Source organism: Burkholderia stabilis, assembly GCF_001742165.1.
GTDB classification, from domain to species: domain Bacteria; phylum Pseudomonadota; class Gammaproteobacteria; order Burkholderiales; family Burkholderiaceae; genus Burkholderia; species Burkholderia stabilis.
Window position 1 is genome coordinate 361,358 of record NZ_CP016444.1, and the last position, 21,460, is coordinate 382,817.

General features: G+C 70.2%; 19 protein-coding genes. 3 read left to right on the forward strand and 16 right to left on the reverse strand.

What is annotated here, in order from left to right:
• Window positions 1–208: 208 nt before the first annotated feature.
• Window positions 209–499, reverse strand: coding sequence for a hypothetical protein (locus BBJ41_RS40865; RefSeq protein WP_156814965.1), 291 nt, complete (start codon window positions 497–499; stop codon window positions 209–211).
• On the opposite strand from BBJ41_RS40865, the gene BBJ41_RS34255 reads away from it, so the two are divergent.
• The 3 genes from BBJ41_RS34255 to BBJ41_RS34265 all read left to right on the forward strand — a co-directional run bounded on the left by BBJ41_RS34255 (window position 498) and on the right by BBJ41_RS34265 (window position 4,745).
• Window positions 498–1,730, forward strand: coding sequence for an acyl-CoA dehydrogenase family protein (locus BBJ41_RS34255; protein WP_083282101.1), 1,233 nt, complete (start codon window positions 498–500; stop codon window positions 1,728–1,730). The two genes, BBJ41_RS40865 and BBJ41_RS34255, sit on opposite strands and share 2 nt — an antisense overlap.
• Window positions 1,727–2,815: a sigma-54 interaction domain-containing protein gene (locus tag BBJ41_RS34260; RefSeq protein ID WP_069750764.1), complete on the forward strand. Its 1,089-nt coding sequence runs from the start codon at window positions 1,727–1,729 to the stop codon at window positions 2,813–2,815. The genes BBJ41_RS34255 and BBJ41_RS34260 overlap by 4 nt, the downstream gene beginning before the upstream one ends.
• A 229-nt stretch (window positions 2,816–3,044) precedes the next feature.
• Window positions 3,045–4,745: a dihydroxyacetone kinase family protein gene (locus BBJ41_RS34265; protein ID WP_069750765.1), complete on the forward strand. Its 1,701-nt coding sequence runs from the start codon at window positions 3,045–3,047 to the stop codon at window positions 4,743–4,745.
• A gap of 44 nt (window positions 4,746–4,789) precedes the next feature.
• Here the strand turns inward: BBJ41_RS34265 and BBJ41_RS34270 are convergent, their stop codons facing one another.
• From BBJ41_RS34270 to BBJ41_RS34340, 15 genes are all read right to left on the reverse strand, one after another.
• Window positions 4,790–5,260, reverse strand: a complete 471-nt coding sequence (locus BBJ41_RS34270; RefSeq protein WP_156814966.1) for a hypothetical protein — start codon at window positions 5,258–5,260, stop codon at window positions 4,790–4,792.
• A 66-nt stretch (window positions 5,261–5,326) separates the two neighbouring features.
• Entirely contained in the window at window positions 5,327–6,238 is a 912-nt protein-coding gene (locus BBJ41_RS34275; protein WP_069750767.1) for an amidohydrolase family protein, read from the reverse strand.
• Window positions 6,239–6,306: 68 nt separating this feature from the next.
• Window positions 6,307–7,230, reverse strand: coding sequence for an AEC family transporter (locus BBJ41_RS34280; protein WP_069750768.1), 924 nt, complete (start codon window positions 7,228–7,230; stop codon window positions 6,307–6,309).
• Window positions 7,182–8,339 (reverse strand): NAD(P)/FAD-dependent oxidoreductase, encoded by a 1,158-nt coding sequence (locus BBJ41_RS34285; protein WP_069750769.1) that lies wholly within the window; start codon window positions 8,337–8,339, stop codon window positions 7,182–7,184. The genes BBJ41_RS34280 and BBJ41_RS34285 overlap by 49 nt, the downstream gene beginning before the upstream one ends.
• Complete coding sequence (locus BBJ41_RS34290; protein WP_069750770.1) at window positions 8,329–8,679, reverse strand: cupin domain-containing protein; 351 nt, start codon at window positions 8,677–8,679, stop codon at window positions 8,329–8,331. The genes BBJ41_RS34285 and BBJ41_RS34290 overlap by 11 nt, the downstream gene beginning before the upstream one ends.
• On the reverse strand, window positions 8,666–9,847 hold the full coding sequence (locus tag BBJ41_RS34295) for a CaiB/BaiF CoA transferase family protein (protein ID WP_069750771.1): 1,182 nt from the start codon (window positions 9,845–9,847) through the stop codon (window positions 8,666–8,668). The genes BBJ41_RS34290 and BBJ41_RS34295 overlap by 14 nt, the downstream gene beginning before the upstream one ends.
• A complete protein-coding gene (locus BBJ41_RS34300) occupies window positions 9,844–11,439 on the reverse strand; it encodes a methionine--tRNA ligase (protein ID WP_069750772.1) in 1,596 nt (531 codons plus the stop codon). The genes BBJ41_RS34295 and BBJ41_RS34300 overlap by 4 nt, the downstream gene beginning before the upstream one ends.
• Window positions 11,440–11,452: 13 nt before the next feature.
• Window positions 11,453–12,718: an ATP-grasp domain-containing protein gene (locus tag BBJ41_RS34305; RefSeq protein WP_069750773.1), complete on the reverse strand. Its 1,266-nt coding sequence runs from the start codon at window positions 12,716–12,718 to the stop codon at window positions 11,453–11,455.
• Between the two features lie 15 nt (window positions 12,719–12,733).
• Complete coding sequence (locus BBJ41_RS34310) at window positions 12,734–14,089, reverse strand: lysine N(6)-hydroxylase/L-ornithine N(5)-oxygenase family protein (protein WP_069750774.1); 1,356 nt, start codon at window positions 14,087–14,089, stop codon at window positions 12,734–12,736.
• The gene (locus BBJ41_RS34315; RefSeq protein WP_069750775.1) at window positions 14,086–15,228 is read right to left on the reverse strand and encodes an NAD(P)/FAD-dependent oxidoreductase; all 1,143 of its coding nucleotides are present in this window, start codon (window positions 15,226–15,228) and stop codon (window positions 14,086–14,088) included. Before BBJ41_RS34315 ends, BBJ41_RS34310 begins: the two co-directional genes overlap by 4 nt.
• Complete coding sequence (locus tag BBJ41_RS34320) at window positions 15,225–16,637, reverse strand: KamA family radical SAM protein (RefSeq protein ID WP_156814967.1); 1,413 nt, start codon at window positions 16,635–16,637, stop codon at window positions 15,225–15,227. Before BBJ41_RS34320 ends, BBJ41_RS34315 begins: the two co-directional genes overlap by 4 nt.
• Before the next feature lie 174 nt (window positions 16,638–16,811).
• Window positions 16,812–18,140, reverse strand: a complete 1,329-nt coding sequence (locus BBJ41_RS34325; RefSeq protein WP_069750776.1) for an MFS transporter — start codon at window positions 18,138–18,140, stop codon at window positions 16,812–16,814.
• Window positions 18,141–18,215: 75 nt separating this feature from the next.
• A complete protein-coding gene (locus BBJ41_RS34330) occupies window positions 18,216–19,103 on the reverse strand; it encodes an isocitrate lyase/PEP mutase family protein (protein WP_069750777.1) in 888 nt (295 codons plus the stop codon).
• An 8-nt stretch (window positions 19,104–19,111) separates the two neighbouring features.
• The gene (locus BBJ41_RS34335) at window positions 19,112–20,002 is read right to left on the reverse strand and encodes an amidohydrolase family protein (RefSeq protein ID WP_069750778.1); all 891 of its coding nucleotides are present in this window, start codon (window positions 20,000–20,002) and stop codon (window positions 19,112–19,114) included.
• A 72-nt stretch (window positions 20,003–20,074) separates the two neighbouring features.
• On the reverse strand, window positions 20,075–21,346 hold the full coding sequence (locus BBJ41_RS34340) for an MFS transporter (protein ID WP_069750779.1): 1,272 nt from the start codon (window positions 21,344–21,346) through the stop codon (window positions 20,075–20,077).
• Window positions 21,347–21,460: the final 114 nt, after the last annotated feature.

Genomic DNA, 21,460 nt, shown 5'->3' on the forward strand with positions numbered 1-21,460 from the left:
TGCCAGCGAAAGACGATCGTCTGCATGACGAAATGCATCGCAATCGGCGGCCTGTCGCCGCGTATTCGCCGATCGCCGCACATTGATAAGCGTGCCAGGTGCCGTCTCACAACCATATTCCGCAGCGAGATGAACTTCGGGAAACAACCGTGCTGATTCGCTGCTGCCTGATCAGCAGCGTTGCGTATGTCGACCGCGCACTTCCGTTTCAACGCGGATTTCGCAACATGTGCGGCGCCGGTACGCCGCAATCCCGTGATGCCGAAGCACGTGATGCCATGCAGCAACGCCGAAGCTGCTGCTTCATCGGCATCTGCACGCCGCACGTCGCTTCACCGGACAGCGTCGCGTTGCACGACTGCCTCCAGCGCAGCAATCCGGCATTGGTTATCAGAAATCGATGTTTCCCGCGTTGCGCAAAACGTTGAACACTCTGCTGATCACGCAGCACCCGGCCAGCCACGTCCATCGTGCTGCAACCCGACGCCTTCACCGCCATGACACTCATTTCCGTATCGCCACGCACCGCCGACCTGCACGTCGTCGCGCCGTCCCGCGACGAGCCGGCCCCCGCCGATGCCCGGCAAACGGCCGAACGCCTCGCGGCCGGTTTCGCACGCACGGCGGCCGAACGCGACCTGCAGGGCGGCACGCCGAAGGCCGAGCGCGACCTGCTGCGCGAAAGTGGCCTGCTCGCGCTGAGCATTCCGGCCGCGTATGGCGGCCTCGGCGCAAGCTGGCACACGACGCTCGACGTCGTCCGCGTGCTCGCGGCGGCCGACAGTTCGCTCGCGCACGTGTTCGGCTTCCATCACCTGATGCTCGCGACCGTGCGGCTGTTCGGCGCGCCCGCGCAGTGGGAATCGTGGTTCGAGCGCACCGCGCGCCAGCACTGGTTCTGGGGTAACGCGCTGAACCCGCTCGACGAGCGCACGGTCAGCCGCTCGCGCGGCGCGTGGCGCGAATTCAGCGGGCAGAAAAGCTTCTGTTCGGGCGCGCTCGATTCGCAGATGCTGATCGCATCCGCCCACGACGCCGACACGCGCGCGTTCCTGATCGCAGCCGTGCCGACCCAGCGCAGCGGCATCTCGATCGCCGACGACTGGAACAACATCGGCCAGCGGCAGACCGACAGCGGCACGGTCACGTTCGAGAAAGTGCGCGTCGAGGATCACGAGCTGCTGACGGACCCCGGCCCGCTGTCCACGCCGTTCGCTTGCCTGCGCCCGCTCGTCGCGCAGCTCGTGCTGACCAACGTGTATCTCGGCATCGCCGAAGCCGCGTTCAACGACGCACGGCACTACACGCTGCACGAGGCCCGACCGTGGCCCGGCGCGCAGGTCGCGAGCACCGGCGACGATCCGTACATCCTCGGGCAGTACGGCGAATTCTGGATCGGGCTCGAAGCCGCGCGCGTGCTCGCCGATCGCGCGGCGGATCGGCTCGACGCCGCGTGGGCGCGCGACTCGGCGCTCACGCATGCGGAGCGCGGCCAGGTCGCGCTCGCCACCGCCAGTGCGAAGGTGTCGGCCGCGCGCACCGGGCTCGATCTCTGCACGCGCATGTTCGACGTCGCCGGCGCGCGCGCCACGCATGGCGCGCTGCGGCTCGACCGGCACTGGCGCAACCTGCGCACCCATACGCTCCACGACCCGCTCGCGTACAAGATCCGCGAGATCGGCGAATGGGCGCTCAAGCGAACCTGGCCGACGCCCGGCTTTTATTCATGAACCGTTCCCCTTCCGACACCTGGCCCGACACCGCGCCCGTCCTCACGCTGCCCGACCGCCCCGCGCTCGCGGCGTCGATCCGCGCGCGCGCGCAGGTGTTCGTCGATCCGCGCTCGGTCGCACTGCTCGAACGGATTCGCCTCGTCGCGCCGAGCGATGCGAACGTGCTGATCGTCGGCGAGACGGGCACCGGCAAGGAACTGATCGCGCGCCACGTGCACAGCCTCAGCCGGCGCAACAACGGGCCGTTCGTCGCCGTGAACTGCGGCGCATTCTCCGAAACGCTGGTCGAGAGCGAACTGTTCGGCCACGAGAAAGGCGCGTTTACGGGCGCGTTCAGCGCGAAGCCGGGCTGGTTCGAAGCCGCGAACGGCGGCACGCTGTTTCTCGACGAGATCGGCGACCTGCCGCTGTCGATGCAGGTGAAGCTGCTGCGCGTGCTGCAGGAACGTGAAGTGGTGCGGCTCGGTTCGCGCGCGGGCATCCCGATCGACGTGCGCGTGGTCGCGGCGACCAACGTCGACCTGCAGCAGGCGGTCGCGACCGGGCAGTTTCGCGGCGACCTGTTCTACCGGCTCAACGTCGTGCAGCTCGCGGTGCCGACGCTGCGCGAGCGGCCGGGCGACATCCTGCCGCTCGCGCGCCACTTCTTCGACGATTACCGCAGCCGCCTCGGCTACGGGCCGCGCAGCATCGATCCGCGCGCCGAGCGCCGGCTCGAAGCGCACGGCTGGCCCGGCAACATTCGCGAGCTGGAGAACGTGATTCATCATGCGCTGCTCGTAAGCCGCCACGATGCGCTGCAGGACACCGACCTGCACATTTCGTCGCCGAGCCTGCCGGCCGCCGCCGCGCCCGCGCCGGATGCGCCCGCCGGCGCGCAGGACGCGCTCGAACGCGCGCTGCGCGACCTGTTCGACGACGGGCACGGCAACCTGTTCGAGCGCATCGAGGACACCGTGATGCGCGTCGCGTTCGAGTTCAGCCACCGCAACCAGATCCAGGCGGCGCGGCTGCTCGGCATCAGCCGCAACGTGCTGCGCGCGCGGCTGATTCGCGCGAAGGAGATCGCCGCGGCGAAGTAGCGGCATCCGGGGCGGGCCATCGCCCCGGCACGGCACGATCGCGCCCGCGATCCGTGCAGCGACGTCCCGACCTGATGTATCGTGGCGCGAAGCGCGCCTCTCTCCGCATGCGGCCGGCAATACCGGCCCCGCCCGCGACGGCGCACCCGCACGATCATCCGTCACACGAAAGCCGGCCGGCGCCCGCGCGCGCCCGGTGCACCCCGTTCACCCGTCAGGAATCGTCGTCATGAAAAAGCTTGTGAACCGCCCGTCCGATGTCGTGCGGGAAATGCTGGAAGGCATCGCGCGGCAGTCGCCGCATCTCGCGATCCTCGGCGACGAGCACGTGCTCGTCCGCCAGCCGCTGCCCGCCCCGTCGGACCGGCCCGTCGCGATCCTCTCCGGCGGCGGCAGCGGCCACGAGCCCGCGCACGGCGGTTACGTGGGCGAAGGGATGCTGAGTGCGGCCGTCTGCGGCGAAGTCTTCACGTCGCCGTCCACCGACGCCGTGCTCGCCGCGATCCGCGCGAGCGCGGGCCCGAACGGCGCGCTGCTGATCGTCAAGAACTACACGGGCGACCGGCTCAACTTCGGGCTCGCCGCCGAACTCGCGCGGGCGGAAGGCATTCCGGTCGAGACGGTGATCGTCGCCGACGACGTGTCGCTGCGCGGCCGGGTCGAGCGCGGCCAGCGGCGCGGGATCGCCGGCACCGTGCTGATCCACAAGCTCGCCGGCGCGGCCGCCGCGCGCGGGCTGCCGCTCGCCCGCGTCGCGGCAATCGCGCGCGACGCAGCGGCCGAGCTCGGCACGATGGGCGTCGCGCTCGACGGCTGCACGATCCCCGGCGCCGACAAATCGGGCTTCAGCCTCGCCGATCACGAGATCGAGCTGGGCCTCGGCATCCACGGCGAAAAAGGCGTCGAGCGCCGCGCGCCGCTACCGGCCGACGCGCTCGTCGACACGCTGCTGTCGAGCATCGTCGCCGATCTCGTGCTCGATCGCGACGAACGCGTCGCGCTGTTCGTCAACGGTCTCGGCGCGACGCCGGACATGGAACTCGCGATCGTGCTGCGCGCCGCGCACGACAACCTGAGCCGGCGCGGCATCGTCGTCGCGCGCGCGTGGGCCGGCACGTTCCTGTCGGCGCTGAACATGCCCGGCTGCTCGATCTCGGTGCTGCGGCTGAACGACGAACGCGCGGCGCTGCTCGACGCGCCGACGCAGGCGCGCGCGTGGCCGGGCGGCGGCGCCGTGAACACGCGCATCCGCGTCGAGGCGGCGGCATCGGGCGACGCGACGCTACCGCCGCTCGACGCGGCCGGCCGCGCATGGGCCACGCGCCTGCAGCCGGCGCTGCACGCGGTCGCGCAAACGCTGATCGACCACGAGCAGACGCTGACCGACCTCGATGCGGCGGCCGGCGACGGCGATCTCGGCGCGAGCATGCTGCGCGCCGCGCAGGCGATCCTCGCATTGCCCGAAGCCGCATACGGCACGCCGGCCAGCGCGCTCGCGGCGCTCGGCGCCGCATTGCGCCGCGCGATCGCCGGCAGTTCGGGGCCGTTCTACGCGACCGCGCTGCTGCGCGCATCGCGCCGGCTGGCCGATATCGCCGAGCCGTCGGCGCGCGACTGGGCCGCGGCGTTCCGCGGCGCGGTGGATTCGATCAGTGAACTGGGCGGTGCGCATGCCGGCGACCGCACGATGCTCGATGCGCTGGTGCCCGCCGCCGATGCTTTCGACCGCGCGCTCGACAACGATCGCGATCCCGCGAGCGCATGGGCGGCCGCCGTCGAAGCGGCCGAACACGGCGCACAGGCAACGGCCAGCATGACGCCGCGCGCGGGGCGCGCGAGCTACCTCGGCGAGCGTGCGATCGGCACGCCGGACGGCGGCGCCGTTGCGGTGTCGTACTGGTTGCGCGCGTTGCTGCCGTACGTGCGGTAAACAGCGGTGCGTGCGATGCGGGCCGGCCACGCCGCCCGCATCGATCAGCCTGCCGCGCGCGTCGTCGTCTGCCCCGGCAACAACGCGGCGGCAACTGCGGCCGCGCCGAAACTCGCGAGCCAGCACCAGTAGCCGATCGCATCGAGATGCACGGGTTCGACGTCCCCGGCTTCGTTGACGAGGATCCGATGCTGCGTCAGGAAGCTCGCCCCGACCAGCAGCGCCAGCACGGCGAGCACGACCGCCTGCGTGCGATGCCGCTTCACCGTCAGCAGCCAGGCCGCCAGCACGAGCGGATTCGCGAGCCACGCGTAGATGCCGGCGAATACGCCCATCCATCCCGTCAGCAACACCTGCCAGCCGTCCGCCCACGGATGCGGTTGCGGCGCGCCCGTGCGGAACGGCGCGGTGAACATCGCGACCAGATAGAGCAGCAGGCTCGCCGCGAGCAGCGCGCGGGCGGCGCGGCCCATCGGCGGACGGTTGGGCGCTGGGGAAGGCGTCGTCGTGTTCATGGTGGCGTGGCAGGCGGGCGGGCGGGGGATCGCCGCGATTCTGCCACACGCGGCAGGCAGGCCGGCTCACCCGTTCCCGTCGAACCGGTACTGCGCCGCCGGCGTATCGACCAGCACCTGCCGGCGTCCGGCTTCGTCCGGCAACAGCGCCGTCATGTACCGGTACGCGAGCGCATCGTCGACGGCGGCCTCGTACCCGACATGCGGCCAGTCGCTGCCCCACAGCAGCCGCTGCGTGCCGAACGCGTCGCGCAACGCGCGCATCGCCGTCAGGCCGGACGCCTGCCAGCGATCGGCGCGGTCGTTCCGGTAGGCGCCCGACACCTTGACCCACACGCGCTTGCTCGCCGCCGTCGTCAGCAGATAGCGGAAGCCGGGATCGTCGATTCCGAGCCGCGGGTCGGGTCGGCCGAAATGGTCGAGCGAGACGTCGACGCCCGCGTCGAGCAGCGGCGGCATCAGCGCCGGCAGGCGTGCGGCCTCGGCATGCAGTTCGACTTGCCAGCCGTATTGCCGCAGCAGCGGCAACAGCGCGCGCCACGCCGGGCCCGCGAAATCGGGATCGCGTTCGCCGATCAGGTTCAGCCGGATGCCGCGCACGCCGAGCGGCGTCCACGCGGCGACCTGCTCCGCATCGCGCGCGGGATCGATCACGACGATGCCGCGCAGGCGTGCAGGCTGCGCACGCAGCGCGGCAAGCAAATAGCGGTTGTCGGTGCCGAGAAAGCTCGGCTGGATCAGCACGCCGTTCGACATGCCATGCCGGTCGAGCATCGCGAGGTACTGGTCGAGCGACGCGTCGTACGCGATCGTGTAACGATGGCCCGGCACGAGCGGCAGCGATTTCAGGAATACGTGCGCATGCGTGTCGACGCCGGTGATCGTCCGCCGGCCCGGCGCCGCACCGGCGCATCCGCCGAGCACTTCGGCCATCGCGAGTCCTGCGAGGGCGCGGTTGAACGAACGCCTCGAAATCATGGGTGTCTCCTGTGTCGTTGGTCTTTTTGAATGGCGCGGCCCCGCCGGCCGCGCAGCGGCGCATCAGCCTACATCGTGCGCGCCACGATGAATATCGGAACGAACGACAGCACCGTCGACAACGCGACGACGAATGCCATCAGCCGATGATTGCCGCCGTACTGCGTGGACAGCACGTACGAGTTGCTCGCGCACGGCAGCACCGAATAGAGCAGGATCAGGTTGCCGGACAGCGGCGGCACCGCGAATGCCTTCGTCGCGGTCAGCGCGAGCAGCGGAAAGCCGATCAACCGGATCGCGGTGGTCACGAGCCCCGCGCGCACGAGCGCCGCCTCCTTGCGCGGCAACGGCAGCCGCAGCGCGGCGCCGACGCAGATCAGGCTCAACGGCAACGCGGCGCCGCCGAGTACGTCGACGGTCTGGTCGAGCGCGGCGGGCAGGCGCCAGCCTGTCAGGTTGAGCACGATCCCGAACGCGCTCGCGACGATCAGCGGATTCGCGGCCACCTTGCCGACGATTCCCACGAACCCGCGGCCGCCGGCCTGGCCATGCTCGAACGACAGGAGCACGAGCGTGTTCGAGATCGCGACCATGTACGCGACGACGACCGCCGCGATCCCGTAGTCGGCACGGCTCAGCAACCCCGACGCGACCGACAGGAAAATGTAGCTGTTGAACCGGATCGAGCCCTGGACGATCGACGTGAAGGACGCGTGCGGCACCGCGCAGATCCGGCAGCCGAGCACGACCGCGGCCAGCACCGCGAGCGTGAGGCCCGTCAGCAGCAGGATCGTCGACTTCGACGAGGCGTCGAGCGGGCCGGCCAGTCCGATCGAATGCACGAGGAAAGCGGGAAACAGCACGTAATGGGTGAGCTTTTCGGCGGACGGCCAGAATGCCGCATCGACCAGCGCGATGCGGCGCACGGCAACGCCGATGCAGATCAGCGCGAAGGCGGGTGCGACGGCGACCCAGGCGAGTTCGGTATGCATGGTTGAACGGGTTCGGTGAAGGGAGTAATCGGTGACTCGGCGCGATCGTGCGCCGATGGCCAGGGCAGGGTCGTGGCGGGATCGGGTTCGAACGCCAGCCCGACGGCGGCAAGCGCTTCATACGCGAGCGCCGGCGCAAAACGCACGCCGGAGCCCGACGCGCCCGCCACCGAGCAGCCGTGGCGGCCGAACGGCGCGATCCGTGGATTGCGGTCGGCCGTGTAACCGTCCACGGCCGCGCGCGCGGCGAGATGGGCATCGCGCAGGCCCGGGAAATGACGCTCGAGCAGCCGGCGCGCCAATGCCCGCTCGTCGGCGCTCGGCGCGACGCGCGCGCCGGCGGCACAGCCCCACGCGTGCGACGTGATGCTCAGCAGCCAGCCGCGCCGCGCGTGCATCGGCGCAAGGAACGCCTGCGCATCCGGCAGGTAGACGACCGGCGCATCCGGTGCGGGCGGCAACGCGCGCCCGTCGACGTCGAACGCGACGATCTTCTTGGTGACGATGTCCGGTCGTGCGTCGCCGCCCGCTTCCGCGTCGACGGCCGGCCACGGGCCGCCGGCATGCACGAGCCGGTCGGCGTGCAGCGTCACGCCGTTGGCCACGACGATCCAGCCGCCGGCGCCTTGCGTCACGTGCGTGACCGGCGCATCGAAACGCTCGACGGCAGGCGTGCCGGTCAGGTAGCGCGCGACCAGCCGCGGCACGTCGACCAGCCACGCGCGCCCGCCTCGCCACAGACGCTCGCCGGCCGGCAGCGCGCCGAGCAGCGCTTCGTCCGCGCCCGGCGTATCGGCGGCGACCGGCGTCGCGAGCAACGGGCCACCCGCATCGGCTGCGGTCGCGACGAATGCGAACGGCGCGTCCCGCACGCAACATCCGGCACGCGCCCACGCGCCGTAATACGCGTTCGCGACCAGCGATCGCGCCCGGCGCTCGCCGGTGCCGCAGAACGGCGTGATCACGCCGGCCGACAGCGCCGTGGCGGTCTGCACGGCCGGCCGCGCATCGAACACGGCGATGCGCAGTGCGTCCGCATGCCGCGCCGCCACGTGCGCGATCGTCGCGCCCGTCACGCCCGCGCCGACGATCGCGAGGTCAACCCGCATCGGCCTGCCACCAGACGGTGCTGATCACGAGCGGTGTCGAGCCGTCGTTCTGCACCTGATGAGAGCGGTGCGATTCGAAATACAGCACGTCGCCGGCCCGCACGCGCACGGGTTCGCCGTCGTAGGTCAGCCGGCCGCTGCCCTGCGCGATCATCCAGCATTCGCGCACCGCGTGGACGTCCAGCCGCGACGTACAGTTCGGCTCGACCGTGAACAAACCGCCGCGAAACGGAATCTCGCCGTCGCCAAGCCCGGCGAAATCGGCCTGGCGCAACACGACGCCCGGCACGTGCGATTCCGGCGGCATGGCGGCGACGTGCGGAAACCTACGCGCGTTCATCGTGCACCTCCTCTCCAATCAGGCCCAGCTCCGCGAGAATCGCGTCGCGATCGCGATCGAGCGCCGGCGCGGCCCGGCGGGTGGACGGATCGGGGCAGCCCGAAATCTTGATCGGCGTGCCGACGAGCCGGTACGGGCCGACCTCCGGATCGTCCACGTCGATCAGCATGTTGCGCGCGGCCGTCTGCGGATGGACGACGGCCTGGTCGACGCGGTTGATCGGGCCGGCCGGCAGCCCCGCTTTCGCGAACCGCTCGCACCAGACCTCGACGCCGTGCGCCGCCAGCAGGCCGTTGAGCGTGCGCTCGAGCTCGGCCTCGTGATCCTTGCGCGCCTCGCCGCCCGCGAAGCGCGGATCGGCCGCGAGCGCCGGCACGCCGAGCGCGTCGCACAGCAGCCGGAACAGCTTGTCGTTGCCGGCCGCGATGATGAGCGGGCCGTCCGCCGCGCGATAGACGCCGAACGGCGGCGCGATCGCCGGCCGGTAGCTGCCGACCGGCCCCGTGACTTCGCCGGTCGCGAAGTAACGGCCGATGAAGTACTCCATCAGCGCGAGCTGGCAGTCGAACATGCCGATGTCGACCTTCGAGCCTTGCCCGGTCCGGCCGCGCCGCACGAGCGCCATCAGCAGCCCGGTCGTCAGGAACAGGCCGGCCGCCAGGTCGCCGATCGACGGCCCGACCCGCACGGGCACGCGTCCGGGCTCGCCCGTCACGCTCATGATCCCGCCGAGCCCCTGGACGATCATGTCGTACGCACGGCGGTCGCGATACGGTCCCGTGTGGCCGAACCCCGATGCGCTGCCGTAGATCAGGCGCGGGAAGCGCGCATGCAGCGTGTCCCAGTCGTAGCCGATGCGCGCCATCGTGCCGGGCCGGAAGTTCTCGGTGACGACGTCCGCCTTCTCGAGCAGCGCGTCGAGCACGCGACGATCGGCCGGGTCCTTCAGGTCGAGCGCGATGCTCTCCTTGCCGCGATTGAGCGACGCGAAGTACGCCGACTTGCCGCCGTACCACGGGCCGTACGCGCGTGCGTCGTCGCCTGTCGACGGCCGCTCGACCTTGATCACGCGTGCGCCGTGGTCGGCCAGCAGCATCGTGCAGAACGGCCCGGCCAGCACGCGCGTCAGGTCGACGATCACGAGCCCTTCGAGTGCGCCTTCCGTCATGCGACCTCCTGCATGCCGGCAGGCAGGACCGCCGCCAGTTCGCCGGGCGTGACCGGGTCGAAACCGGCCAGCGGCGTGACGACCGGCGCCGACAGCCGCCCGAAATCGCCGGCGTTCGGTTCGCCGCGCAACCCGAGCGCCCGCCACGCGCTGCGCGCGAGCGCCGGCATCAGCGGGTAGGCCAGCAGCGCGAAGCCCTTCGTCCAGCCGTACAGGTCGCCGGCCGCGCGCGCGCCGTCGAAGCGCGCGCTCCAGCGCTCGACGATCCGGGCCAGCGCCGTCGGGTCGAACGTCGCGAAATCCATCGCGCGCTGCGCGTCGTTCCACGCCGCCTCGCCCGCGCGAACCGTTTCGTCGGCCGGCACGCGCGCCGCGAGCGGCCCGCCGATCGCCTCGGCCACGTGCCGCCGCAAGGTTGCGTACGGCCCGTTCACGAAGCGGCAGAACGCATCGCGGTCGAAGTCGGTGCGCGCGTCGACCGGGTTGGTCGACGCGACGAAGAAACGCACCGCGTCGGCCGGCACACGCGTGCGCGCCGCGAGATCCTCGACCCAGATCGCCCAGCGCAGGCTCGTCGAAAACTTGCGCCCTTCCAGCGTGTAGAAATGATTGATGACGAAGCGGTCGAACGGCTTCGACACGCCGTCGGCCATCGCCATCGCCTGGATGCCGACGAGATGCGAGACGCAATTGTCGATCCCGAATCCGTTCACGGTGATCACGTCCGAATCGCGATCGAACGGATTCGCGCGCAGCCCGTGCTTGCGCGCATAGAGATCGCCGACGAGGCGGATCGCGCCGAACAGCAGGCCGTGACCGAACAGCGTGCGCGGCTCGCCGCCCAGCGCATACGGCAGCCCCCAGCCGGCATGGTTCGTCAGGCGAAAGCGCGCACCGTCCCGCTCGAGATGGCGGCGCGCGATTTCGACGAACACCGGCGCGGTCCCGGTGCCCGTCAGTTGCGCGATCAGCGCGGCCGGGTCCGCGATGTCGAAGAACAGGTTGTCCTGTTCGCGCATCGCGAGCGTCTCGCCCCAGCGGGCCGACGGCTCGCGCACATCCTCCGGCTGGAAATGCGCGCCGCAGTCTTCGCAGAAGAATCCGGAGACGCCCCGCGCGCACTGCGGGCAACGGCCGAGCAGGAAGCTGCCGGTCACGTAGCGTTCACGCGCGGCCGAATACGGCACGCGTTCGCGCACCGTCGACACGCGCTGCCGCGCGGCAAGCCGCGCGACGAGCCCGTCATGCGCGGCGAGGTACGCGTCGTGATGCGCGTCGCCGAGCGGATCGACGAACAGGTCGACGTCGATGTTCATGTCGGCGAGATCGTCGACGATGCCCGCGCAGCTCTGCCGCGCGAGCGCGGCCGCGTCGATGCCGGCCTGCTCGGCGCGCAGCGGGATGTAGGAATCATACGGGTCGCTCGCACACGCGATGCGCGCGCAGTCGCCGCGGCTGCGCAGGTGGCGCGCGAGCATGTCGAGCCGCAGGTACGGGCCGGCAATATGGCCCAGGTGCAGACGCCCGTTCGGCGCCGGCATCGCGGGCACGAGCAGGTAGTGGCGCGGGTGGCGGATCGTGTCGATCGGCATGATGGCCTCCGGGTCAGTCGAGCGTCACGGTCACGTCGGCCGCGAGGTCGCGCAGCAGCGCCGCGATGTCGCGGTCGAGCTCGCACTGGGCGATCAGGTACGCGATCTCGTATGCCTTGAACACGTCCTTCGGCAAGGCCATCTGCGCGCCCTTGCCCGCGACGATCTGCAGGAAGCGCAGTTCCGGCCGGCGCCACAGGCGCTCCAGGCCTTCGACGCGGGCGATGCGGCCGATCCCCGGCGGCATCACGATGCGCTGCCCCGCGCGCGTCGACGCGGTGCCGAGCCGGTCGTCGAGCGGGCCGTCGATCGCGCCGCGCGCGAGATCGAGCACCGTGCGATACGGCGAAAAACCCGCGACGCTGTACGGAATCAGATGCGAGTTGATGAACTCGCCGCCGAGCCGCCCGCCGATTTCGAGGATTTTCGGGCCGTCGCGCGTGACCATCACGTCCGCATGGAAGCCGCACCAGTCGATGCCGGTCGCGGCGACGCCCGCCCGCACCATGTCGCGAATGGCCGCCTGCGTGTCGGCCGGCAGCAGCGACGGCGTCACGTTCTCGTACTGGATCGGGATCGACCGGTCGAAGGTCTTGTCGATGATCGCGTTGATCGCGACGCGGCCGTGCGCGACGACCCCGGACACCGAGTGCTCGCTGCCCGTCAACTGCTCCTCGAGCAGCGCGTGGTCGCCGTACAGGCTGAACATCTCGCCCTTCTCCGGCGAGTTGTACGCGCGAAACGCGCGATAGACCTCGGCGGGATCGTCGTGCGCGCCGACCGGAAAGATGCCGCGGCTGCCGGAGTTGCCGGCCGGCTTCAGCAGCGCGGGCGTACCGATCCGCTTCAACGCGGCGGTGAACTCCGCTTCGCTGCCGACCACCGCATAGCGCGGGTTCGCGTTCGGCACCGCGTCGAGCACGCGGCGGGTCGCCGCCTTGTCGCGCACGTTGAGCGCGGCGTCCGGCGCGGTGCCGCGCAGGCCGAGCCGCTGCGACAACCGGCTCGCGAGCACGACCTCGAGATCTTTCCACGCGACGACGCCGGACAACTCGACGCGATGTTCGCGCAGGTACTCGAGAATCGTCCGCTCGGCGGCGTCATAGTCGCCGAGCCGCGTCGGAATGATGCCGGCGCAGCCGAACGAGCGGAACGCGTCCGGCGTCGGCGTCGCCACATACAGGTCGAGCCCGAGGCTGCGCGCCGCGTCGATTTCGGCGATCCGTTCGCCCGCGAGCGCGCGCGTGTCGAGATACAGCATGGCCGGTGCTTGGGTCATGGCGGTGTGCTCCTGTCAGTTCACGAGTTGTTGGGTGGCGGCCTGCGGCGCGGCGCCGTGCGGCCAGTCGACGAATCCCGGCGGCGTGCCGACCTCATAGACGGATGTGCCCGCGATCGCATTCGCGATCCGGCCGCTGCGCCACGCGGCCAGGCTCAGGTTCGGATCGGCGATGCCGCGCGTCGTGCGCGCGGCGTTCTGGAAGAAAATCCGCGCGGCGCTCGGCCGGTTCCAGCGCACCGCATAGTCGTCGTCGAGTTCCGGAACGCCGTTGCGCGTGTGCATTTCGAAGCGCAGCGATTCGAGCGCGCCGGGCATCTGGAATTCGCTGCCCGTGGCGAGCAGCACGACGTCGGCATGCAGCGGCGCATGCACGCCGGTGCCGTCATCGACGCTCAGCACGAAGCCGCCGTCCGCGCGATGCAGGTTGGCCATGTTGCGGCCGGGCATCAGCGCGCAATGCCCGGTGCGCCCTTCGATGTGCGTGATCTCGTAGAGCCGCTGGTAGATCGCCGTCAGCAGCGGCAACGTAACGCCGTCGCTCGCGAGACGCTGCGTGTCGAGCGCGTCGCGCTTGCGCTCCGGCGACAGCCGCGAGAAATGCTCGTTGTATTGCGGCACGAACCATTCGTTGACGAACGGCGAGTCGTCCATCGGCAGGAAGTTCTCGCGCCGCGTCAGCCACGCGACGTGCGCGGGCGCCGCGTCGCCCGTCAGCCCGAGCAAGTGCAGCGCGAGCTCGGCGCCGCTCTGGCCGCCGCCGACGATCGCGACGCGCCGGCCGGCGAGCGCCGGCTGCACGGTGCAGAACTGCGACGAATGCAGCACGTCGGCGCCCAGGTGCGGCCGCGCGCAGGCGGGAATGGTCGGACGCAGGCCGACGCCGACGACGAGATTCGACGTGCGTACGACACCGTGCGAGGTCGTGACGCGCAACGCGCGCCCGTCCCGCACGACGCTTTCGACTTCGCAGTCGAACCGCAGGTTGTCGAGCGACGCGCACACCCATTGCATGTACTGCTCGAACTCGCGGCGGCGCACGGTCGGAAAGCGCGCGTTCGCGAACGAGTACAGGCGTTCAGTGCGTTGCAGAAACGCAATGAACGAGTAGCGGCTGCACGGATCGGCCAGCGTGACCAGATCCTTCAGGAAGCTGGTCGTCAGCGACGAATCGGCGAGCATCAGCCCCGGATGCCAGCGGAACTCGGGCCGGCGCTCGACGAACAGCGAGCGCAAGCCGCCCAATGGCGCCAGCAGCGCCGCCAGGCTCAGGTTGAACGGGCCGACGCCGATCCCGAGCACGTCGACTTCTTCCCCCGCAAGGGCCCTCGGCTTCGCGCCGTCGAGCGTCTGGAATTCGAAAGGGTTCATCGCGCCTCCCCGGCACCGGTGATCGAATCGTGAAAGGCGGCCCGGCCGGCACGGTCGAGCACGCGCCCGGCCAGCGCCGCGCCGCCGTGAACGGCCGCGGCGATCCCGCTGCCGCAATAGCCGCCGCACCAGCCCAGCCGTCCGGCCATGCCGACGTGCGGCACGCCGTGCGCCGTGAAGCCGAGCGGCGCGGACCATACGCGCTCGACGCTCACGCGTTCGAGCGCCGGGAAATACGCAGCCAGCCGCGCGCGCAACGCGGCTTCGGCGCCGGCGGGCGGCGCGTCGGCCGCCAGGCCGAGCCGGCTGCCGAACAGCAGCCGCCCTTCGTCGAGCCTGAAATAGTCCTTGTCGGCGGACACCGTGCCGTACACGCGCGGCTGCATCGAAATGCACCGCTGCGTCGCCTCGTCGAGCACGCCGGTGGCCAGCAGGTGCGTACCGTAACGTTCGAGCGGCGGGCGTATGCCGTCCGGCAGCAACGGCCACGCGTCCTCTGCGCACACGAGCGCGGAACCGGCGATGAGCGTCGCGCCGTCGAGGTCGAGCGCGACCGCATCCGGCGTGAGCCGCAACGCGTTCACGCGGGCCCCGCGCCGGATCCGCACGCCGAGCGTCGCGGCCCGCATCCGCATCGCATCGCGCAGCGCGCGCGGCTGGATCAGCGCGAAGCGCAGGTTCAGCAGCCCGGCCACCGCACGCGCCGCGCCGGTCTCCCGCGCGACGGCCTGAGCGTCGAGCCACGCGACGCGCGCATCCGGCTGCGCCGCGTAATACTCGAACCGGCGCGCGAGCTGCGCCGCGGACGCGTCGTCGCACGCCAGCGTGATATGCCCCGGATGCGCCCAGCCGCACGCGAGGTTGCGGCTGTCGACGAAGCGCTGAAGATAGGCGATGGCCCGTGCCGCCTCGCGCTCCGCGGCCTGCGCATGCTCCGCCGAGCGCGGGCCGCGCGGCAGCGCCGGCGCGACGCTCGCCACCGAGCCGAAGTTGAATGCGCTCGGCACGTCGCCGGGCGGGTCGGCGTCGCAGACCTCGACCGTCGCGCCCTGTTCCGCGAGGTGGATCGCGGCGGATAACCCCGTGTAGCCGCCGCCGACGATCGCGACGTCGGCGGCTTGTTTGCCGGGCGCCATCATGCGTGCTCCGGCTGGTGCTGATGGGCGTCGACGAACGCGCGATACGGCGCGTCGAAAAAGAACGCGGGCTCGCCGTCCGGCGGTTCGAGCTGGTCGAGCCAGCAGGCCGTCGCCGAATATTTCGCGAGGAACGGCCGGCGCAACCAGCGCGGGTCGCGCGCCTGCAGGAAATTCAGCAGGAAGTAGCGTTGCCCTTGCAGCTCGAGCGTGCCCGCGACCTCGACCTTGCCGGGGCCCGCGCTCATCGACGGGCCGCGCGCGCTGCGGGCGAGCCCCGACACCGATGCGATCGCCGCGTTGTAGATCTCGAGCGCCCGCGCGAGCGGCAGTTCGAAATAGGCGCGCGGCCCCGTATCGCGCTCGACGAACATGTAGTACGGCACGATGCCGAGCCGCACCTGCCCGACCCAGTTGCGCCGCCAGACTTCGGCGTCGTCATTGATATGACGCAGCACCGGCCCTTGCGAGCGGATCACGACGCCGATGCGGCGCAGGTTCGTCACCGCCTGCTCGGCGATCTCCGTCGACAGCTCGCGCCAGTGGTTCAGGTGCGCCATGAAGGTCACGTTGCGCCCGGCATCGATCAGTGTGCGCAGCAGCGCAAGCAGCTCGGGCGTGTCCGGATCGCTGACGAAGCGGTACGGCCAGTACGTCAGCGCCTTCGTACCGATCCGGATGTTGCCGATATGCTCGAGCCCCGGCTCCAGCAGCGGCATCAGGTACTCGCGCAGGCGGGCCGCGCTCATCACCATCGGATCGCCGCCCGTCATCAGCAGGTCCGTGACTTCGCCATGCGCGCGCAGGTAACGATGCAGCTGCGCGGCTTCGCTCGACGCGAATTTCAGCGACGCGTCGCCGACGAACTGGGGCCAGCGGAAGCAGAACGTGCAATACGCATGGCAAGTCTGCCCGTGGCTCGGGAAATACAGCACGGTCTGCGCATACTTGTGCTGAATGCCGGGGCAGTGTTCGCCGTCCAGTTCCGGCTCGTTGAGCCGCTGATCCGCCGGATGCGGGTTCATCTTCGCGCGCAGGCGCCCGACCAGCGCGTCCAGTTCGTCGTGACGCGCGGCGTCGCGCGACAGCACGGCCAGTTGCTCGAGATCGTCGGGCGCGAGCATGTCCGGTTGCGGAAACGTCAGCCGGAACAGCGGATCGTCAGGCACGCGGGTCCAGTCGATCAGTTGCTCGACGACATAACGGTTGACCTTGAACGGCAGCACGCGCGCGACCAGTCCGATCTGCTCGCGCATCTGCGGCGGCAGCGTCGCGAGCTGCGGGATATCGTCCAGCTTCGAACGGTTGTACGCCTTGAATACAGGATGGACCGGAATCGACTGCAGTGGCGGCGCGCCGCCGGAAGCGGCATCGCGCGCGGATATCCGTTGGCCCTCGGATAATTCGATCATTGACTCGACTCCATTTTTTTAGATGTACTAATGTAGGTCGTGTGTCTCGTCTGCTCTCCACCGACGGCCAGGCAGCCCGTCGGCGTCCTGCAGATACTAGAAGCAATTGCGGCGGCGAAGCATCACTGCCGTGTTATTTATCCATAAGCGTTTCGCATGCGGCTTCGCACCAATTCAGCGGGGCACGGCCGCGCCCGCCGCCTGCCGTTCCGCCCGCATGCGTTTCGCCGGATGGGTTTCCGGCATCCGCCAGTACACGACCAGCGAAATCGCCGCACAGGCCGCGACGTACCAGAAAAACATCGGCTCGTTGCCGTCCGCCTTCAGCCGCAGCGCGACGAATTCGGTAGTACCGCCGAGGATCGCCGTCGTCAGCGCATAAGGCAGCCCGACTGCCAGCGCGCGGATCTGCGGCGGGAACAGCTCGGCCTTGACCAGCATGTGCACCGACGTGAACCCGCTCAGCACCACGAGCCCGGCGAACACCAGCAGGAACGCGGCGAGCGGCTCGTGCACGTGCCCGAGCGCCGTGAAGATCGGCACCGACAGCAGCGCGCCGCCGATCCCGAACCACAGCAGCACGGGCCGGCGCCCGACACGGTCCGACACGAGGCCGAACAGCGGCTGCAGCGGCATGTACAGCAGCAGCGCGATCGTGCAGACCCAGGTCGCCGTTTCCTTGTGCAGGCCGACCGAGTTGACCAGGTATTTCTGCATGTACACGGTGTACGTATAGAACGCGACGGTGCCGCCGATCGTGATGCCGATCGCGAGCAGCAGTTCGCGCCAGTGGGCCGCGAGATCGGCCGACACGCGCGTTTTCGCCGCGCGCGCCCGGCTGGCGATGAACGCATCGCTTTCGACGACGTTGCGACGCATGTAGAGCGCGAACAACGCGAGCAGGCCGCCGACGAAGAACGGAATCCGCCATCCCCAGCGCTCGATGTCGTGCGTGCCCGCGAAGATCCGCTGCATCGCGAGCATCAGGCCGAGCGCAACGAGCTGGCCGGCGACCACGCTCACCTGCAGGAACCCGACGTAGAAACCGCGCCGGTTCGGCGGCGCGATCTCGCTCAGGTACGTCGCGCTGGTGCCATATTCGCCGCCCATGCTGAGCCCCTGCAGCAGCCGCGCGGCGACCAGCAGCGCCGGCGCGAGCACGCCGATCGTTGCATAGCCGGGCGTGACGGCGATCAGCATCGAGCCCGCGCACATCGCGAGCACCGACTTCGTCAGCGCGGCCTTGCGCCCGCGCCGGTCCGCATACAGGCCCACGAGCCAGCTCCCCGCCGGCCGCGCGATGTATCCGACGGCCGCGATCGCCGCGGTGTTCATCAATTGCACGGTCGGCCGGTCGGCCGGAAAGAACGACGGCGCGAAGTAGATCGAGAAGATGCTGTAGGCGAGAAAGTCGTACCACTCGATCAGGTTGCCGGCCAGCCCGCCGACGATCGAACCGATGCGCGGCGGCTCGCCGGCCGCTCCGGCAAAGGAAGTTGCCACGGGCGTCTCCTGTTTTAGTTGGTTCGTCCGTACCGGGCGACCGCCGGTATTGCCGGCGCCGCCCGTGCCGGCGGCTTACGCGCGGTCGGCCGCGTAGCGGGCGTCGAGCGCGTCGAAGCGCGCCTTGTCGACGAGTCGCTGCCGTTCGGCAAACGGCGCGACGAGCGCGGGGTTTTCGTCGAGCCGGCCCGTGTCGCGCAGCTCCGTCAGCGCGGCCTGCATGCCGCGCACCGCGCCCTGCAGCGCAGCGTTCGCATACAGCACCACGCCGTAGCCGAGCCGTGCGAGTTCGTCGCGTGAACGCGTCGGCGTCTTGCCGCCGATCACGATGTTGATGAGCTGCGGCGTATCGAACAGCGCCGGCAGCCGCTCGACGTCCTCCGGCGTATCCATCGCCTCGATGAACAGCACGTCGGCGCCTGCTCGCGCATAGCGGTGCGCGCGCTCGATCGCGTCGTCGATGCCGTGGACCGCGGCCGCGTCGGTGCGCGCGACGATCAGCAGGTTCGGGTCCACGCGCGCGTCGACGGCCGCCTTCAGCTTGCCGACCATCTCGGCGGCCGGAATCACTTCCTTGCCTGCGAAATGCCCGCATTTTTTCGGCAGCACCTGATCCTCGAGCTGGATCGCGTCGGCGCCGCTGCGCTCGAGCGTGCGCACCGTATGCAGCACATTGAGCGCATTGCCGAAACCGGTATCGGCATCGACGATCAGCGGCAGATCGACGGCGTCGCGCACGCGCGCGGTGTGCTCGGCCAGCTCGCCGAGCCCGACGAAGCCGAGATCGGGCAGGCCGAGCGACATGTTGGTCACGCCAGCGCCGCTCAGGTACAGCGCGCCGAAGCCGAGGTCGGCCGCGACCCGGGCGCTGAGCGCATTGAAGGTGCCGGCGACGAGCAGCCCCTGGCGGGCGGCGATGCTGCGCCGGAATGCGGCGCGACGAAGTGCGGTGTGATCGGACATGCAAGGCCTCATTGGTCGAAACGAAACAGGGTTCTCGGTGCGTCGCGCAGCACGCGCGTGCGCTCGTCGGGATCGGGCAGCCAGCGTTCGAGCGCCGCGCGGGTCGCGTCGAAATCGACACGCTCGCGATGCTGCGTATGCGGCCAGTCGCTGCCCCAGACCAGCCGCTCGGCCGTGAACGCCGCGCGCAGCGCCTGCGCGGCGCCGAGCGCCGCATCGGTGCCGGCGCCGGACAGGCTGTTGCGATACGCAGCCGACAGCTTGACCCACACGCGCCCGGTGTCGGCGAGCGACAGCAGGTGACGGAAACCGGGATCGCGCTCGCCGAGCGACGGCGAAGGGCGCCCGAAATGGTCGATCACGAGCGTGCACGACTGCGCGAGCAGGCTCGCGGCGATCGCATGCAGATCGGCCGCCTCGCGATGGATCTCCACGTGCCAGCCGAGCGCGTTGATGCGCGCGAACAGCGCGCGCCACGCGTGCGCGCCGAAATCCGGGATCGGCAGGCCGACCAGGTTGAGCCGCATACCCACGACGCCCGCGCGGTCCAGCGCGCCCAGCGCGTCGTCGTCGATCCCGGGATCGACGACCGCGACGCCGCGAAAGCGGCTCGGGTAGCGTCGCAGCACGTCGACGAAGAAGGCATTGTCGGTGCCGAGAAAGCTCGGCTGCACCAGCACCGCGTGCGTGATGCCGTGCGCGGCGAGATGGCCGACGTACGCGTCGAGCGACGCGTCGTAGTCGGGCGCATGACGCACGACCGGCGCGAGCGGCAAGTCGCGCGCAAACACGTGCGCATGTGCGTCGACCGCCGCGACGGCGCCCGTCGATGCGTACCACGCGGCCGCGTTCGGCGCCGATGAAACCGGTTCGACCGGCGGATTCACTGCTCGATCCATGACGACTGCCTGCAAGATGTTGCCCGGCCCGGGTAACGGGTGGCGGGCGGCGGGATGAACGAAAGACGAAAACTACAGCGATGCGCCGGCGTGCGCGTCGGCGTCGGCGCCCGGCCCGGCGGCCGGGTCGGGCAGGCGGCGCCCGCGCGTTTCCGGCAGGAACCAGACCGCGATCACGACCAGCCCGTACGCGATGCCTGCATCGATGCCGAGCGCCGTGCCGAGCGGCAGCGATTCGCCCATGCGCCCGACCAGTACCGGAAAACCCGCCGACACGATGCGGCCGAAGTTGTAGCAAAAGCCGACGCCGCGCCCGCGCACGTTCTGCGGATACAGCTCGTTGAACAGCGTGCCGAGCGTCGCCGGAATGCCGGCCGAGAACAGGCCGAGCGGAAACCCGAGCAGCAGCATCGCAATGTCGTTCAGCGGCAGGAACACGTACAGGTTGACCATCACCGCGCAACACGCGGCGAACAGCATCACGTTGCGGCGCCGGCCGAGCCGGTCCTGCAGATACGCGCTGACGAAGCAGCCGCAGATGAACGCGACGATCACGACCGCGAGATACGCGCCGGTACCGAGCACCGACAGATGCCGCTCGGTCTTCAGATAGGTCGGCAGCCAGATCGTGATCGCGTGATAGCCGCCGTGTGCGCCCACGCCGATCAGGCCGCCGACGATCGTCGCGCGCAGCACCGACCGGTCGAAGATGCCGACCGTCGGCGCATCGTCCGCCTGCGCGGGCGTCGGCTGTGCGCGCGGCGGCTCCGGAATCGCGCGGCGGATATACAGCACCAGCAGTGCCGGCAGCGCGCCGATCGCGAACAACGCGCGCCAGGCCCATTCGGGCGGCAGCCACGCGAACACGATCATGTACAGCAACACCGCCGCGCCCCAGCCGAATCCCCACGCGCTCTGCACGACGCCCATTGCCTTGCCGCGATGGCGCGCGCCGACCGTCTCCGCGAGCAGCACCGCGCCCGCGGTCCATTCGCCGCCGAAGCCGAGCCCCTGCAGCGCCTTCAGCATCAGGAGCTGTTCGAAGTTCTGCGCGAACGCGCTCAGGAACGTGAAGGCGGAGAACCAGCACACGGTGATCTGCAGGGCCCGCACACGCCCGTAGCGATCCGCGATCACGCCGGCCAGCAGGCCGCCGAGCGCGCCCGACACGAGCGTCGCGCCGCCGATCAGTCCGGCCTGCCCCTTGCCGATGCTCCAGGTCGCGAGCAGCGCCGGGATCACGAGGCTGAACATCTGGGTGTCGAGCCCGTCGAGCGCCCAGCCGGCAAAACAGCCGCGCAACGTGCGCCGTTCGGTCGTCGATAGTTCGCGCGTCCAGTTCAACGGAGGTCTCCTCGTGTCGTCGCCGTGCGCCGCATCGTCGCGCCGCTACCGGAAGCACCGCCCGCAACGGCGACGCCCGATGAGCATCCTATGAATCATTTGGATAATTCGCTA

Bases quoted from the DNA above. Each gene is read 5' to 3' on its own strand.
- BBJ41_RS34255 (WP_083282101.1), top strand. From the start codon at position 498: ATGACACTCATTTCCGTATCGCCACGCACCGCCGACCTGCACGTCGTC.
- BBJ41_RS40865 (WP_156814965.1), bottom strand. From the start codon at position 499: ATGGCGGTGAAGGCGTCGGGTTGCAGCACGATGGACGTGGCTGGCCGG.
- BBJ41_RS34260 (WP_069750764.1), top strand. From the start codon at position 1,727: ATGAACCGTTCCCCTTCCGACACCTGGCCCGACACCGCGCCCGTCCTC.
- BBJ41_RS34265 (WP_069750765.1), top strand. From the start codon at position 3,045: ATGAAAAAGCTTGTGAACCGCCCGTCCGATGTCGTGCGGGAAATGCTG.
- BBJ41_RS34270 (WP_156814966.1), bottom strand. From the start codon at position 5,260: ATGAACACGACGACGCCTTCCCCAGCGCCCAACCGTCCGCCGATGGGC.
- BBJ41_RS34275 (WP_069750767.1), bottom strand. From the start codon at position 6,238: ATGATTTCGAGGCGTTCGTTCAACCGCGCCCTCGCAGGACTCGCGATG.
- BBJ41_RS34280 (WP_069750768.1), bottom strand. From the start codon at position 7,230: ATGCATACCGAACTCGCCTGGGTCGCCGTCGCACCCGCCTTCGCGCTG.
- BBJ41_RS34285 (WP_069750769.1), bottom strand. From the start codon at position 8,339: ATGCGGGTTGACCTCGCGATCGTCGGCGCGGGCGTGACGGGCGCGACG.
- BBJ41_RS34290 (WP_069750770.1), bottom strand. From the start codon at position 8,679: ATGAACGCGCGTAGGTTTCCGCACGTCGCCGCCATGCCGCCGGAATCG.
- BBJ41_RS34295 (WP_069750771.1), bottom strand. From the start codon at position 9,847: ATGACGGAAGGCGCACTCGAAGGGCTCGTGATCGTCGACCTGACGCGC.
- BBJ41_RS34300 (WP_069750772.1), bottom strand. From the start codon at position 11,439: ATGCCGATCGACACGATCCGCCACCCGCGCCACTACCTGCTCGTGCCC.
- BBJ41_RS34305 (WP_069750773.1), bottom strand. From the start codon at position 12,718: ATGACCCAAGCACCGGCCATGCTGTATCTCGACACGCGCGCGCTCGCG.
- BBJ41_RS34310 (WP_069750774.1), bottom strand. From the start codon at position 14,089: ATGAACCCTTTCGAATTCCAGACGCTCGACGGCGCGAAGCCGAGGGCC.
- BBJ41_RS34315 (WP_069750775.1), bottom strand. From the start codon at position 15,228: ATGATGGCGCCCGGCAAACAAGCCGCCGACGTCGCGATCGTCGGCGGC.
- BBJ41_RS34320 (WP_156814967.1), bottom strand. From the start codon at position 16,637: ATGATCGAATTATCCGAGGGCCAACGGATATCCGCGCGCGATGCCGCT.
- BBJ41_RS34330 (WP_069750777.1), bottom strand. From the start codon at position 19,103: ATGTCCGATCACACCGCACTTCGTCGCGCCGCATTCCGGCGCAGCATC.
- BBJ41_RS34335 (WP_069750778.1), bottom strand. From the start codon at position 20,002: ATGGATCGAGCAGTGAATCCGCCGGTCGAACCGGTTTCATCGGCGCCG.